The following is a 15,586-nucleotide window of genomic DNA, read 5'->3' on the forward strand; positions in this document are numbered from 1 at the left end:
TTCATGTTTTACTGATTCCTTCCATGAGAGATACTTCTTTGAAAAAAAGAGTGTAATAAACCAAAAAAGTGCTAAAATATAAAGGAGATTAGTCTCTTACGGGGAAGAATGGAGGAAAAGAATGACCGGAAAAGAGTTGAGAGAGAGATACCTCAAATATTTTGAAAGTAAAGGACATACAATTGTCCCCAGTTCGTCACTGGTTCCACATAACGATCCTACGCTGCTCTTTACCAATGCTGGGATGGTGCAGTTTAAAGACGTATTTCTAGGGATTGATAAACGTTCTTATTCCCGGGCAACGACGGCGCAAAAATGCGTCCGGGCGGGAGGAAAACATAACGATTTGGATACGGTAGGGCGTACGGCCCGGCACCACACCTTTTTTGAAATGATGGGCAATTTTTCTTTTGGCGATTATTTTAAAAGAGATGCCATCACGTATGCGTGGGAGTTTCTCACCCAGGTGATTGGATTGCCCAAGGAACAACTGTATGCCACCATCTATTATGATGACGACGAAGCTTTTGATTTATGGCTGGAACTCACGGAAATCCCCCGGGAGAGAATTATCCGCCTGGGGGAGAAGGACAATTTTTGGGCCATGGGCGATACCGGTCCTTGTGGTCCGTGCAGTGAGATCCTGATCGACAGAGGGGAAAAATATCGTTGTCAGGCGGCCGAATGTGCCATCGGTAAATGTGATTGCGACCGCTGGCTGGAATTATGGAACCTGGTATTTATGCAATATAACCGGGACGAAACCGGTAAAATGACCCCCCTGCCTAAACCCAGTATTGATACAGGGATGGGTTTGGAGCGGGTGGCCTCCGTCCTTCAGGACGTGGCATCCAATTATGATACGGATTTATTAAGAAAACTGATCGACCATACGGAAAAAATAACGGGACGAACTTATTTTTCTGATGACCGGGGCTTTCCTTTCCGGGTCATTGCCGACCATGCCCGGTCCTGTACTTTTTTGGTTGCAGACGGCGTCTTACCCAGTAATGAGGGCAGGGGTTACGTACTGCGCCGTATCTTGCGCAGGGCGGCCCGGTTTGTCAAAGTGCTGGGGTGGGAGCAGCCTTTTTTATGCGAACTGGTACCGGTGGTAGTGGATTTGATGGGAGAGGCTTATCCGGAAATTGAGGAAAAACAGGCCTATATTCAAAAGGTGATCAGACTGGAAGAGGAAAGATTCCATGAAACCCTTTCCGAAGGGATGAGAGTGGCCGCCGATATCATTGACCGGGTCAAAAAAGAAGGCCGAAAGCAGCTTCCGGGGAAGGATGCTTTTTTACTGTATGACACATATGGCTTTCCTTTTGATTTAACAGAGGACATTGCGGAGGAAAATGGCCTTACCGTGGACAGGCCAGGCTTTGATGCCGCCATGGAAGATCAGAGACAAAGGGCAAGAGCGGCCCGGGTAGACTCCAAGGTCTTTGATGAAGCAGTTACCATGACCTCCCTGTTGGAAGGGATTCCGGCCACTAAATTCGTAGGTTATGAACAGTTATCCGCGCCGGGGAAGATTTTGGCCCTGGTCAGGGGAGAAGAACAGGTTTCCACCCTGTCCCATGACGACACCGGATTTTTGATCCTTGATAACACTCCTTTCTATGCAGAAAGCGGGGGACAGGTAGGAGATACAGGGATTGTTACGGGACCTTCCGGCTGTGTCCTTGTGGAAGATACCCACAAGCTGGCCAATGGTATTTACCTGCACCAAATTAAAATTCAGGAAGGATCTATTTCGCTCGGGGAAGCAGTAAATGCTGAAGTGGATGGGGAACGAAGAAAGGCTACGGCCCGCAACCATACGGCAACCCATCTGATTCACAGAGCGTTGAGAAATATCGTGGGCGAGCACGTACACCAGGCCGGTTCATTAGTTGGCCCGGAGCGCCTGCGTTTTGACTTTTCCCACTTCTCCGGGTTAAGTGCAGATGAACTCTTCCAGGTGGAGGAGATGGTAAACCGGATCGTGCTGGATGTATTACCCCTGGAAACCTTTGAAACCGGTTTGGATGAAGCCAAGTCCCTGGGCGCTACCGCCCTCTTCGGGGAAAAATATGGAGATGTGGTCCGGGTCGTGAAAGTGGGCGATTACAGCATGGAGTTATGCGGGGGAACCCACTGCCGTTCTACAGGTGAGTTGGGCTTGGTGAAAATTATCAGCGAAGCAGGAATTGGTGCCGGGCTTCGGCGTATCGAGGCGGTAACGGGAAACAATGCCAGGAACTATTTCCAGCAGCAAGAACAGGTGCTGCTGGAAGCGGCCCAGGTTTTGAAAACCGGTCCTCAGGACGTAGCGAAAAAAGCAGGCCTGCTGCTCACAGAATTAAAATCAAAAGAAAAAGAAATTGAAGCATACCAGTCAAAGATGGCAAAACAAGTGATTAGCGACATTTTAGACCGGGTGGAAGAAGTAGCCGGGATCAAGACGGTTGTAGAACAGGTGCAAGCTGCCGATATGAATGGTCTCAGGTCAATGGCCGATTTAATTAAGGATAAATTGGGCTCCGTTGTAATAGTTTTAGGCGCTGCTGCACAAGATAAGGTAAATTTCGTGGCCATGGTAAGCAATGACTTAAAGGATAAAGGACTCCATGCCGGAAATATCCTGCAACAAACGGCAAAAATAGCAGGAGGCGGCGGGGGAGGCCGTCCCGACATGGCCCAGGCAGGAGGAAAAAATCCTGAGAAGATTGCCCAGGCCTTGGAAAAAGCCCGGGAAACCATTAAGATTCAGCTGGGATCAAGAGGATAAAAGGGTCCCGGGAAATTATCATTTTGTCATAAAAGCAAGAGGAATCTGCACTTAGCCAGCGAATATTAACCATAAAGATTTTAGGAACGGGGGTGGACTTTGTGGCTGGGAATAATATAGAAGAGACCATGAGGTTTAAGGTAAACAAAGAGGAAGAATTAAATCCCGGAGAGATATTACTCTCAGTTTTTGCGGCGCTGAAGGAAAAGGGTTATAATCCGATCAATCAGTTGGTAGGATATTTGATTTCCGGAGATCCGGCATATATTACCAGTCATAATCAAGCCCGCAGTTTGATTCGCCGGGTGGAACGGGATGATCTGATTGAAGAATTGCTCAAGAGCTATTTGGATGGGCATAAATAACTTTTCCGTTAACAGGACGGCTGAGGGGCCGTCCTGTTTTGTGAGGAGCATACCTGATCGTGGAGGATTTGGAGCAATGCGCATTATAGGCTTGGATGTAGGTGAACGTACCATCGGGCTGGCGGTGAGCGATCCTTTCGGCTGGACCGCTCAAGGCATAGAAACCATTCGGAGAAAGGGCGATCTGGCCGAAGACTTGGACCATCTTAAGCGGGTGATTTCTCAATATGGGGTAGAAAAAGTGGTGGTGGGATTACCGCGAAATATGAATGGCACCCTGGGACCTTCGGCACAGAGAGCGCAGGAAATAGCCGGTATCATCGGGAAGGAAACAGGACTGCCTGTGGAAATGTGGGATGAACGGCTGTCTACCACTGCTGCCGAGCGGACTCTTTTAGAGGGTAATGTGCGCAGGGCAAAAAGAAAACAGGTGATTGACCAAATGGCGGCCGTAATCATTTTGCAAGGATATCTTGATTTCTGCGGGAAGAATAAATCTCCATAAAAATGGTTATAACTGTAAGGAAACCATTGACATAGCTTCTTTGATGGGATACAATGTCCATAATTTGATGAAAAATGAGGTGTAACTATGGCGGACCTGGAAGACCAAAAAGTTGTATTATTGGACGAGGATGGAGAAGAACACGAATTTGAAGTTTTGGATATTATTGAAGTAGATGGATCTGAATATGCTGTTTTGTTCCCGATTGAGGAAGGTGAAGGAGAACAAGAGGAGATTGAAGAAGCCATCATCCTGAAGATCGGTACAGATGAAAACGGTGAAGAAGTTCTTTATGAGATAGAAGATGATGAAGAATGGGAAAAAGTGGCCGATGCTTATGATAGTATGATGGAAGATGAGGACGAGGAAGAATAACGTAATTTACTGATGCGCGACGATAAGTTGCGCATTTTTTGTTCCCCTGCTTCATAACATAAACTTAAAAGAGAGTGGGGTGGGGTGACCCTTTTTGCAGACATTCAAGGGAAAGATAATTCTCTTCATCATCCTCGTGGTAAGTATGGGGATCATTAGTATTGCCATGCTGGAACATATGATTATGACGGGAAGCCGCATTTTACCCGGCGTAGTTGTAGGAGATGTTGGTTTAGGAAGCATGGATAAAAGCCAGGTTCAGGCTGAACTGAGTCCCTCGTTTGAAAGTGCTTTAGAGAGAAAAATAACCATCCGGGGCGGAGGGAAAAGTTGGTCCTATTTACCGAGTCAGCTGGGGGTTACGCCGGACGTGACAGAAACGGTCCGCCAGGCTTGGCTTATCGGGCGTAAGGGATTTTTTTGGACTAGGTGGCATGAAAGGTGGCGTGCCCAAAAGTACGCACAACAGGTTTCATTAGTATTCCAAGTAGACGAAGCCGTTTTAAGAAAGACCCTTTTGCCTTTGGTGGCCATGATCGAAAAAGAACCTCAGAATGCAGGAGTCCGTATTCATGATGATCATACCGTAGAGATTCTTCCTGGTGTGAACGGTGTGAAAATAGACCTTGCCGCCAGTGAAAGTAAATTAAAACAGGTATTACAATCACCCCAACAATCTCAGTGTAACCTGGTCGAGCAGGTACTTTATCCGAAATTAACGGCCGGGGATGTGGAGAAATGGGAAATCACCGGGGTTGTGGCCTCTTTTGATACCAATTTTGATGCCGCCAAAACGGAACGTTCCTATAATATCAAAACGGCTGCTTTGGCCCTTGATCAAGTTTTGATTATGCCCCAAGAGGTTTTTTCGTTTAATGACATTGTGGGGCCGCGGACCACCGAGGCAGGCTATAAAGAATCTCTTGTCATTGAAAACAACCAATTTACGCCGGGAATCGGCGGAGGGGTCTGCCAGGTTTCAACCACCCTGTACAATGCCGTATTAAGAGCAGACTTACCCATCGTGGAACGGCATCCTCATTCTCTTCCTATCACCTATGTGCCTCCCGGCATGGATGCTACCGTAGCCTATAATTTAGCCGACCTGAAATTTGTCAATAACCGGGCAAAACCTATTTTGCTCCATACCGAATACCATCAGGGCACGTTAAAGGTGATGATATTTGGGACCGTGGGAGAATTTCCTCAAATCAGGGTGAAGAGCAAAATCATTGAATATTTGGAACCGGATCAGGAAGTGATTAAGGACCCTACCTTGGCCCCAGGGCAAAGAATCATTGAGGATAACGGCAAAAAGGGGATGATAGTTGAAGTAAAACGGGAAATAATAGTAGACGGGGCAGTTACGTCCAGTGAACTGATTTCCCGTGATAAATATCAGTCTCAGAAATCGGTAGTCAGAGTGTCTGGAGAAGAAACTGAATAGATCTTGCTTCCACTACGCCCAAGCGTGTATAATTAGAAGCATAAATTTTGTCATAAAAGGAGGCACGCACATGGCCGTACGACGTGGAAAGAAAAGGCGCCCTAAATCAGGTTTTCCCTTAGCTGCGGTTCTTGTTTGCGTGCTGATTGTGCTGATATTTAAGGATTTAACGGCACCGGTAACTCTTTCCCAAAGTGTAACCGTATCCGTACCTTCCCAGGCTACTACCACCATGATTTCCCAATTGCTCCAGGACAAGCAGTTAATTCACAGCCCCTGGGCGTTCAAGATGTATGCCAAAATGAGCGGCTTCGAAGGCAAGCTGCGGGCGGGAGAGTATATTTTTTCCGGAAAAGTATCTTTAAAAGATATTGAAGAAACAATGGCCAAAGGCAACGTAATTGCCCAAAGTTTTACCATCCCCGAAGGCTATAATATCGAGCAAATTGCGGACCTCCTGGCGGAAAAAGGTATTGCGGACCGGGACAGGTTTTTGCATGTGGCGGACCAGGGGTCGTTTCCATATGATTATTTACCCCCACCGGGAACAGAACACCGGTTGGAAGGATTTCTCTTTCCCGATACCTATAAAATCGTCAAAGGCTGGTCGGAAGAGCAAATTATTGAGATGATGCTGAAAAGGTTTGACCAGGTGTTTACGCCGGAATGGAGCAAACAGGCGGAAAAATCCAAGATGACGATGCAAGAGGTGGTTACGCTGGCTTCCATCATCGAACGGGAAGCGAAAGTACCGGCGGACCGGCCGGTCATCTCCAGCGTTTTTCATAATCGCTTAAAACAGGGAATGTACCTGGAATCATGCGCTACCGTACAATATGCCTTAGGTGAGGTTAAAGAAGTCCTTCTTTATGAAGATCTGAAAGTGGACTCCCCCTATAATACTTATCTGCACGCTGGTTTGCCGCCCGGCCCCATTGCCAGCCCGGGAGAGGCCTCGTTAAAAGCGGCTTTATACCCGGCGGAAACGAATTATTATTATTTTGTGGCCAAGCAGGACGGTTCCCATTATTTCAGCAAGACGCTGGCGGAGCATAATGAAGCAAAGAGGAAATATTTAAAATAATGTTGAGCTTGGACTCTCCCTTAATGAAACAGCTGGCCCGGGAATGCGCAGAAAACCATGTGGCGTTAATTTCTTTGGGAGCAGCAGAATTATTTTCTTTATTAATTGACTGCGGCCGGTACCGCAGGGTTTTGGAAATCGGTACCGGACTGGGTTATTCCACTATGTGCTTCGCTCAGGCCGTGCAGCGTTGGAATGGGACGGTAGTAACAATCGAGCGTTTGCCGGAACGATTGGAACGAGCGCGCGATTATTTTCAAGAAAACGGATTAAAAAATATTCAGTCCTTTGCCGGAGAGGCACAAGATGTGCTGCCTCATCTGAAAGGGACTTTTGATTTCATTTTTTTGGACGCAGCCATGGGGCAATACAGGGACTTTTTTCATCAGCTGTTTCCCAAGCTGACCCCGGGAGGATTGTTAATAGCGGATAATGTGCTGCTGGAAAATTTAGTATCCCGGGACCGGTACCAGGTTCCCCGCCGGAGAAGAACCATGCAGCAGAGATTACGGGAGTTTTTAGATTTGGTGGAAAACCACCCGGAATTGACGACGAGAATGATTCCTTTCGGGGATGGCCTTGCCGTATGCTGGCGTCATCCGGAAAATCGGAGTGAAATACATGATTAAACCTGAACTTTTAGCACCTGCCGGAAATTTAGAAAAATTGGAAATGGCCGTTCGGTTTGGGGCGGACGCTGTTTATCTGGGCGGAAAATCTTTTGGTCTGCGGGCCGGGGCCGGTAACTTTTCCTTGGAAGAGATGGCACAAGGAGTAAAATTTGCCCATGAAAACGGGGCCAAAGTATATGTAGCAGTGAACATATTTGCGCATAACGAGGATCTGGTTGAGTTGGGCGGCTATCTGGACGCAATCTCCTCCCTGAAGGCAGACGGGGTGATCGTCTCCGATCCCGGCGTTTTTCGTCTCGTAAAAAGCAGGGTTCCGGATCTCCCCATCCATATCAGCACCCAGGCTAATAATACCAATTGGTCCGGTGCCTTGTTCTGGCAGGAAATGGGTGCCAAAAGAATTGTCCTGGCCAGAGAACTTTCCTTCCAGGAAATCAGGGAAATCAGCCGGCGCAGCCAGATAGAATTAGAAGCCTTTGTGCATGGCTCCATGTGTATTTCCTATTCCGGCCGCTGCCTGTTAAGCAATTATCTTACAGGGAGAAATGCCAACAAAGGAGATTGTGCCCATCCCTGCCGGTGGAATTACCGGCTGGTGGAAGAAAAACGGCCCGGACAGTACTTCCCGGTCTTGGAAGATGAACGGGGCACCTATATTTTTAACTCGAAGGATTTATGCCTCATTGAGCATCTGCCTGACCTGATCCAGGCCGGGGTAGGCTCCTTTAAAATTGAGGGGAGAATGAAAAGCGCCTATTATGTGGCCACGGTGGTGAAGGTTTACCGGGAGGCCATCGACACCTACTGGGCTGATCCGGAAAGCTATTCTTTTCAGGAAAGCTGGCGGGAGGAATTGGCCAAAGTCAGTCACCGGCATTACACCACAGGCTTTGCTCTACAGAAACCTTCTGCATTTGATCATCGTTATGACTCTTCCGCCTATATCAGGAGTTATGATTTTGTGGGCGTGGTTTTGGATTACCTTCCGGAAACCGGTGAAATGCGCGTAGAACAGAGAAACCGTTTGGCCGTGGGAGATGAAATAGAAATTGTTCCTCCCCAGGGACCTTTTATGTCCTGGAAGATTCCTTCCATGAAAGACGACCGGGGCGAATTCATTGAGGCGGCCCCTCATCCCCAACAGGTTATCACCATCCCTATCCCTGAGCGGATCAAACCCTTTTCCCTATTAAGAAGAGCGGAGTAAGGGGGGATTATTTTGCCGGATCCTTTTTGTATTCCGGTTCAGGTAAGTCCCAATCACATCGACGTCTTTAATAAGATCCTGGAAGCTTATGATAACCTGGCCCTGGTAACAGCCGTTGACCCCGGGCAAGGACGATTAGTGGTAAGGGTTACCCCGGATACTCGGAAAGACACGCTGAAATTATTACAGCACATGCCTTTTCCGGTGGAAATCATGGAGTAGATGGGGAGTTACGATGGAGGTTTATCAACAGACTTATTAAGAGGTATATTTTTTGAGAATCTAGCCCACCCTAAGGATTGGAAACAAATTACAAAGGGTGGGTTTGATGTTTCTAGAGAAAAAAAGGATTTTGGCGATTTATTTTGTCTTTCTTTTCTTTTTTACCTTGCTGCTGGGCCGTCTTTACCAAATTCAATTTTTGGATGGACCGGGGTACACCAAACAGGCGGTGGCACAGCGTCAGAAGACCTTAAATTTTGTGCAGTATCCTAGGGGAGAGATTTTAGACCGTAATTTTCGTCCCCTGACAAATATTGAACAACAACCCTGTGTCGTGATTTTTCCCATTATGGTGAAGGATGCGTCCCGCACAGCAGAAGTATTGTCAAAAATTTTAGCCCTTCCTCCGGGAACGATTCGGGCAAAAATTGAAATAGAAGATTCCGCCTCCACCCAAGTGGTGAAAGAACCTTTTATTTTACAGGCAAATGTTTCCGAGCAGAAGAACCAATTGATCAGGCAAGCCGACCTTCCCGGGGTCTACGTTTTGCCCCTGATCCCCAGGTACCGTCCAGGGTGGCCGGCCGGACATCTTCTGGGCTATGTGGGTAATTTAAATCAGAACGAATATCAAAAGCTTCAGGAAGAAGAAAAAGATTATCAACCCAGTGACGTGATTGGCAAGAATGGATTAGAGAAGCAGTATGAGGAGTTTTTAAGAGGAGGCACCAGCCAAAAAGTGGCCGCTCTGGTTGATGACCGGGGACGCCACTTATCCGGGCGGGGCTTTACTCTCCTTCCTCCGGTACAAGAAAAGACAGAGGAGCCCCACCAGGTGATTACCAGTATTGACGCTGATTATCAGTCCGTTGTGGAACACGCCTTAGAAGGCCATAGCGGTGCTGTGGTTGTAATGGACGTGTGGAAGGGAAATATCCTGGCCATGGCCAGCAGTCCCAAATACGATCCGTATCTGTTGGAAAAACCGGAGGCAGATGACGCCTACCTCAATAAGGCCATGCAAAACTATCCCCCTGCTTCAGTATTTAAAATTCTCATTGCGGCGGCTGCTTTGACAGAAGGGGTGGTAAAGCCGGAGGATTCCTTTCATTGCCAGGGCGGAATTACCCTTCCTTCCGGGAGGATCGTGTCTTGCTGGGAAAAGGAAGGTCATGGTGACATTAGCTTTTCCCAGGCTTTGGCTTTTTCCTGCAATCCGGTCTTTGTAGAAACGGGGTTAAAATTAGGGGGAGAAAAGATTATGGCATATGCAAAACGGCTAGGTCTAACCGATGACACCATCATCGGATATGATCTTCCCCAGGAAACCCATCTGGACTTTAACCCTGCCGTACCTGGGGATGTGGCGAATGCCTCCATCGGAGAAAACGGCATCAGTTTGAGTCCGGTGCTTGTGGCCAAATTAATTTCCGAAGTCGCCAACGGCGGGTTGGCGGTAACTCCCCGGCTGGTGCTAAAAGTGCAGGATCATCTGGGAAAGGTCGTGAAAGAATATCCAGCGCCCCCTTCTTTTCCGGTCCTGCCGGGGCCGGTGGCAGAAAGACTTAAATCCATGCTGGCGCTGACCGTGGAATCAGGGACAGGCAAGTCCGCTCAAGTACCCGGGATCAAATGCGCCGGAAAAACCGGCTCTTCAGAAAGGGATGAGGCATGGTTTGCCGGCTTTGCCCCTGCGGATGCCCCCAGGTGGGCAGTGGTAGTCTTTATTCATAAAGGGACTTCGGGAGGGCGGGATGCGGCACCGATTTTTCAAAAGATTGTCTCCGGGTTGGCAGAGATAGAAGAAATTTTATAATTTTATCAATTTTCACCTCCAAAAAGTGTCACATTTACAAAAGATTTTTCATAAAATGTAGAACCGACGCTTTGGAGGTGGTTTCATGGGTCCTGAATGGGTAGCAATGCTATCGCTGGCTTTAATTAAGGGGTTTCATGCGCTGTTCGGGTACATCAGCAATAATGCTTTTCCCCAACCTTTATCGGAAGACGAAGAGGCAGAGTATCTCAAGAGGTATGAAGCAGGAAACGAGGATGCGCGCAACATTTTGATTGAACACAATCTGCGGCTGGTTGCCCATATTACCAAGAAATTTGAAAGTACCGGTGTGGATAAAGATGATCTGATTTCCATCGGCACCATTGGTTTAATTAAGGCCATTAACACTTTCAATTCTACCAAAGGGACTAAATTAGCCACGTATGCCGCCAGGTGCATAGAAAACGAAATATTAATGCATCTGCGCTCCACAAAAAATATGCGCAGTGAAATATCCCTTTATGATCCCATCGGGATCGATAAAGAAGGAAATGAAGTTTCTCTGATGGATGTTTTAGGAACGGAGAACGATTCTGTTGTTGACTCTGTGGAATCTTACTATGAACAGAAACAGTTGCTGGAAAAAGTGGGCACCTTGGAAAACCGGGAACGCTACGTCCTTCAATTACGATACGGCCTATGTAACGGGTTTCGCCGCACCCAAAGAGAAATTGCACGGAAACTGGGCATTTCCCGTTCTTATGTCTCCCGGATTGAAAAAAAGGCGATCCAAAAATTAATGCGGGAAATGGTCAACAGCGGAAACCATAATGTATAAGAAAAAGCGCGAGAGATCGCGTTTTTTTCGAGATCCGGATATCTTTACCGGAATCCGGAAAAACAAAAACAAAAAACCTGGGAAGGAAAATTTATTCTTTCGGCGAATGGGTAAAATAATAAAGCTGGATCTGAATATTATGCTCAAAGGCCAAAATAAAGATAGGAGCGAAAAGGTTGAAACCCAAACTTGCCCCAGACTTGTTTATTGATTCGCTGTTGGACATCCCTTTGGAAAAATTGGCCCACAGGAAGATCAAGGGAATGATTTTTGATTTGGATAATACGGTAACCGAGTGGAACAATCCCGAAATTAGAGATGACATTATTCAGTGGTTTAAAAAGTTACAAGCAACAGGCATTACCGCTTGCCTGCTTTCAAATAATAAAGGCCCCCGGGTGATGGAAGCGGCAAAAAAGTTAGGCATTCCATATGTGGCCAAAGCGACAAAACCCCGCCGCCGTGCTTTTCGTCTGGCCATTGATTTGCTCCAAACGACTCCGGAGGAAACTGTGGTCGTAGGAGACCAAATCTTTACGGATATTTTAGGCGGCAACCGGATGGGACTTTATACCATTCTGGTCTCCCCCCTCAGTAAGAGGGAGTTTATCGGTACCCGTTGTGTACGGTGTATTGAGTGGATTGCTTTGAAGAAAATCCGGAAAGAACGGTAAGGAAGACTGTTATACAAATGCGGAGTGTTGGGCAAACTTATAATAAAAAATTTTGGGGGTTGCATCGTGGACGAAACCCGAAAAATCAGTTTGTTATTTCAACATTCCGGCCGGACAAAAAATGCAGCGGAACTGCTAGTGAAAGTACGGCAGAATATTAAAGATCTGAAGGAAAACCAACCGGAATTGAAGGAATATTACCTGGCCAATGTGGGCATGTACCGTGACAGCACCGGAATACGGGTAAATCTTTACTTCATTAAGGGAGAAAAGACCGCATATGTCTCGGCAGAAAAAAGGGCTAATATTTAGCTCTTTTCTTGTATGATCATACCGCCGCAAAGAAAACCCTTTGATTTATTCTTTTAGATCATATACGGGGAGGAAAACTAAGTGCAGTTGCTAGGAATATTTGGCCATCCCATTGCCCATTCACTCTCGCCTAAAATGCATCAGGCCGCTTTGCAGGCTACCGGCCTGGCGTCAGAATATGTTTACCTGCCCTTTGATGTTGTTTCCCAGGACTTGTCTCTGGCAGTCGGTGCTTTGAGAGCTCTTCACGCCAGGGGAGTAAATGTGACTATTCCCCATAAAGAAGCGGTGATTCCTTTGTTGGATCAATTAGATTGTCAGGCCGGGGCCATCGGGGCGGTGAATGTAATTGTCAATGACAGGGGCTGGCTCACCGGATATAATACGGACGGGATCGGGTTTATCCGCGCACTGAAAGAAGAGGGAGGCGTGGACCCCGGGGGGAAAAAAATTTTGGTATTCGGAGCAGGAGGAGCAGCCCGGGCTGTCTGCGCCGCCCTGGCCACTTCCGGATCGGCAGAGATTTTGGTGGTGAATCGAACCATAGACCGGGCTGAGTCTGTGGCTGAAATGGTGAAAAGCCTGGGCACCCAGGCCGCAGCGTTGCCTTTTTCTTCCGGGAAGCTGAGGGAAGAGGTGGAAAAGGCGGACATCATCGTCAACACGACCTCAGTGGGCCTTTATCCGGCCGGGGAATCCCTGCTCACTGCATATCAAGGCTGCCTGAAGAGAAGGCACTTGGTATGTGATATTATTTATCATCCCCGGGAGACATTGATGCTTTCCCAGGCGAAAACTTACGGATGCTCTACTTTATCCGGAATGGGAATGCTGCTGTTTCAAGGTGTGGAGGCATTCAAACTGTGGACCGGGGTGGAAGCCCCGGTGGAGGTAATGAGAAAGGCTTTGGAAGAAAATCTGTGCGTAAATGGGGATAAATGACCAAATAAGCTCAGACGTTACCTGGGCTGATTTTTTTGTCTAAATAAGGCGGAAACTTCTCGCTTGGCCGGAAAGGGAAAACCTGTTCATTTGGGGAATAAGTACCAGGTTGAAAGTAAAAAGGGGAAGGTGATCCAAGTGGCCTCACTTACGATTGATCAGGTCGGTAATATTCTCCAGGTGGAGGTCAGTACGATCCGGTACTGGGAAAAAGAATTTAATGAATTTTTAAATATTAATTGTCCCAAAGGGCAAAGAGTTCGGTACACGGAAGAACATTTGGAAATTTTCGGACAGATCAAGGAACTCCTTTATAATGAACAGTACACGATTAAAGGGGCAAAAAGACGTTTGGAAATGGAGCGTACACTGACCAGCGCTTTAGGTGTGGAGCCGAATTTTAAAACTACCGTATTTTTTATGTTTTCCGCCATTATTCAGGAATTGCAAAAGACCAGAGAGGAAAGCAAAAAGCTTGCCCATCAATTGGAGCTGCTGCGCAAAGAAAAAGAAGAAGTGGAAGAAAGGCTCACGGAAGAACAGCAGAAAAGCCTGTGGAAGTTCCTGGCAAGCAAATTCGGGACATAAGAAGGCTTAAAGAGCTCGGAATTCAGGTACTTAAAAAAGCCCTCTGGGCTTTTTATTTTTTTGCAGGATTTAGATATAAATAGGAGAATTTTATCATTAAAAATTAGATCTAGACGATATTTGGGGAGAAAATGTCATGGCAAACATTAAGAAAAAGCTGGGAGACCTGCTCATTGAAAGCAGGGTCATTAATTTTGCCCAACTTCAAGAGGCCTTGCGGGTGCAGCAGCAAACCGGCGACCGTTTGGGCCGGGTTCTGGTAAATCTGGGCTATGTTTCAGAACAGGATATCGCCAATGTTTTAGAAGTGCAATTGGGCATCACCCAAATTAAACTGGGTAATATCCTGCTCCTTCCCGACACCATCAAATTGGTTCCGGACAATCTGATCCGCCAGCATCGCATTGTACCGATCAAAAAAGAAGGCAATAAATTGACGGTGGCGATGGTGGATCCCTTGAATGTGGTGATTTTAGATGATTTACAAATTGCTACGGGATGCATCATTGAACCGGTTTTAGCTACGGAAAGAGAGATTGAGTCCGCCGTGCAAAAGTTGTTCGGCTTTCAGGATTTGATCAATCAGGCCGTCCGGGAATTTGAGGTGATGCCCAGCGCCAACGTGCCCACTTTTGATTTGGACGAAATCCCTGATGATTTGACGGAGGAAGCACCTACGGTACGGATCGTGAACTCCTTATTCCAGCAGGCGATACGGGAACGGGCCAGCGATATTCATTTTGAGCCTCACGCGGAAGAGTTTCGGGTACGCTACCGGATTGACGGCGTACTGAAGGATATGATGATCCTGCCCAGACAGTCTATTGCCTCCATTCTCTCCAGAATCAAAATTATGGGCGAAATGGATATTGCGGAAAAAAGGATTCCCCTGGACGGAAGAATTCAGATTAAAATGGACCGAAAAAACATTGACCTGCGGGTTTCCACCATTCCCACCATCTTTGGGGAAAAGGCGGTTATTCGGATTCTGGACAAAAACGCTGTGGTGGTTAAGCTGGACCAATTGGGCTTTTCCCCGGACATCTTGGAAAAGTATCGCCAGCAAGTAAAACGGTCCTACGGCATGATCCTGATTACCGGACCTACCGGTTCCGGGAAAACAACCACCTTGTATTCCACCCTGAATGAAATTCTTTCTCCGGAAAAAAATATCATTACCATTGAAGATCCGGTCGAATATGTGATTGACCAGATTAATCAAATCCGAGTCAATCAAAAATCCGGACTGACATTTGCCACCGGTTTGCGGGCTATTTTGCGGCAGGATCCGGATATTATTATGGTGGGGGAAATCCGGGACAGTGAAACAGCCAGTATTGCGGTGCGGGCGGCGACGACAGGCCATATGGTTTACAGTACCCTTCATACCAATGATGCAGCGGGCGCTTTGCCCCGGCTGGTCGACATGGACGTGGAACCTTTTTTGGTCGCATCTTCCGTTGTTGCCATTGTCGCCCAGCGTTTAATACGTGTGATCTGCCCGATCTGCAAAAAACCTTACGAGTTGCCCAACGATACGCCTGAGCGGAGGTTTCTCGGCATTCGGGACGGCGTACCGGTAACCCTTTACCGGGGTACGGGATGCCAACAATGCGGAAGTACCGGGTACCGGGGGCGTATGGCGATTCAGGAGATGCTGGTGATGACCCAGCAACAGAGAAAATTGGTTCTTGCCCGGGCCCCTGCCAATGAGCTTAGGCAATCTGCCATTGAACAAGGAATGGTCACCATTACACAAGACGGCATTCAAAAGGCATTAATCGGTATTACCACCATCGACGAGATCATGCGCGTTGCTTCTACGGAAGAACTGTAAGGGGG

The 15,586-nt window shown here is 47.4% G+C and carries 16 protein-coding genes; all 16 read left to right on the forward strand.

Annotation, left to right across the window (positions count from 1 at the left end):
- Positions 1–121 precede the first annotated feature (121 nt).
- The 16 genes from alaS to DCMF_RS03610 all read left to right on the forward strand — a co-directional run bounded on the left by alaS (position 122) and on the right by DCMF_RS03610 (position 15,581).
- Positions 122–2,776, forward strand: coding sequence for an alanine--tRNA ligase (gene alaS, locus DCMF_RS03535; RefSeq protein WP_148133147.1), 2,655 nt, complete (start codon positions 122–124; stop codon positions 2,774–2,776).
- A 128-nt stretch (positions 2,777–2,904) separates the two neighbouring features.
- The gene (locus DCMF_RS03540; RefSeq protein WP_214659371.1) at positions 2,905–3,141 is read left to right on the forward strand and encodes an IreB family regulatory phosphoprotein; all 237 of its coding nucleotides are present in this window, start codon (positions 2,905–2,907) and stop codon (positions 3,139–3,141) included.
- Between the two features lie 76 nt (positions 3,142–3,217).
- The gene (gene ruvX / locus DCMF_RS03545) at positions 3,218–3,646 is read left to right on the forward strand and encodes a Holliday junction resolvase RuvX (RefSeq protein WP_148133149.1); all 429 of its coding nucleotides are present in this window, start codon (positions 3,218–3,220) and stop codon (positions 3,644–3,646) included.
- A gap of 87 nt (positions 3,647–3,733) precedes the next feature.
- A complete protein-coding gene (locus tag DCMF_RS03550; protein ID WP_148133150.1) occupies positions 3,734–4,021 on the forward strand; it encodes a DUF1292 domain-containing protein in 288 nt (95 codons plus the stop codon).
- A gap of 94 nt (positions 4,022–4,115) precedes the next feature.
- Positions 4,116–5,468: a VanW family protein gene (locus DCMF_RS03555; RefSeq protein WP_148133151.1), complete on the forward strand. Its 1,353-nt coding sequence runs from the start codon at positions 4,116–4,118 to the stop codon at positions 5,466–5,468.
- A gap of 70 nt (positions 5,469–5,538) precedes the next feature.
- On the forward strand, positions 5,539–6,552 hold the full coding sequence (gene mltG / locus DCMF_RS03560; protein ID WP_148133152.1) for an endolytic transglycosylase MltG: 1,014 nt from the start codon (positions 5,539–5,541) through the stop codon (positions 6,550–6,552).
- Positions 6,552–7,181: an O-methyltransferase gene (locus DCMF_RS03565; protein ID WP_148133153.1), complete on the forward strand. Its 630-nt coding sequence runs from the start codon at positions 6,552–6,554 to the stop codon at positions 7,179–7,181. Before mltG ends, DCMF_RS03565 begins: the two co-directional genes overlap by 1 nt.
- Positions 7,174–8,391 carry a peptidase U32 family protein gene (locus DCMF_RS03570; RefSeq protein ID WP_148133154.1) on the forward strand — a complete coding sequence of 406 codons (1,218 nt, stop codon included), beginning with the start codon at positions 7,174–7,176 and terminating at the stop codon, positions 8,389–8,391. The genes DCMF_RS03565 and DCMF_RS03570 overlap by 8 nt, the downstream gene beginning before the upstream one ends.
- A 12-nt stretch (positions 8,392–8,403) precedes the next feature.
- Positions 8,404–8,613, forward strand: a complete 210-nt coding sequence (locus DCMF_RS03575) for a DUF4911 domain-containing protein (RefSeq protein WP_214659063.1) — start codon at positions 8,404–8,406, stop codon at positions 8,611–8,613.
- 106 nt (positions 8,614–8,719) lie between these two features.
- Positions 8,720–10,429 carry a peptidoglycan D,D-transpeptidase FtsI family protein gene (locus DCMF_RS03580; protein ID WP_148133156.1) on the forward strand — a complete coding sequence of 570 codons (1,710 nt, stop codon included), beginning with the start codon at positions 8,720–8,722 and terminating at the stop codon, positions 10,427–10,429.
- A gap of 85 nt (positions 10,430–10,514) precedes the next feature.
- On the forward strand, positions 10,515–11,228 hold the full coding sequence (gene sigK / locus DCMF_RS03585) for an RNA polymerase sporulation sigma factor SigK (protein WP_148133157.1): 714 nt from the start codon (positions 10,515–10,517) through the stop codon (positions 11,226–11,228).
- 176 nt (positions 11,229–11,404) lie between these two features.
- Positions 11,405–11,902 (forward strand): YqeG family HAD IIIA-type phosphatase, encoded by a 498-nt coding sequence (locus DCMF_RS03590; RefSeq protein ID WP_148133158.1) that lies wholly within the window; start codon positions 11,405–11,407, stop codon positions 11,900–11,902.
- Between the two features lie 66 nt (positions 11,903–11,968).
- Positions 11,969–12,214, forward strand: coding sequence for a hypothetical protein (locus tag DCMF_RS03595; protein ID WP_148133159.1), 246 nt, complete (start codon positions 11,969–11,971; stop codon positions 12,212–12,214).
- Between the two features lie 81 nt (positions 12,215–12,295).
- Positions 12,296–13,156 carry a shikimate dehydrogenase gene (locus DCMF_RS03600; protein WP_148133160.1) on the forward strand — a complete coding sequence of 287 codons (861 nt, stop codon included), beginning with the start codon at positions 12,296–12,298 and terminating at the stop codon, positions 13,154–13,156.
- A gap of 63 nt (positions 13,157–13,219) precedes the next feature.
- Positions 13,220–13,744, forward strand: coding sequence for a MerR family transcriptional regulator (locus tag DCMF_RS03605; RefSeq protein WP_148133161.1), 525 nt, complete (start codon positions 13,220–13,222; stop codon positions 13,742–13,744).
- 136 nt (positions 13,745–13,880) lie between these two features.
- Positions 13,881–15,581 carry a GspE/PulE family protein gene (locus tag DCMF_RS03610; RefSeq protein ID WP_148133162.1) on the forward strand — a complete coding sequence of 567 codons (1,701 nt, stop codon included), beginning with the start codon at positions 13,881–13,883 and terminating at the stop codon, positions 15,579–15,581.
- Positions 15,582–15,586 lie beyond the last annotated feature (5 nt).

It is taken from the genome of Candidatus Formimonas warabiya (genome assembly GCF_002777255.1).
GTDB lineage: Bacteria > Bacillota > Dehalobacteriia > Dehalobacteriales > Dehalobacteriaceae > Formimonas > Formimonas warabiya.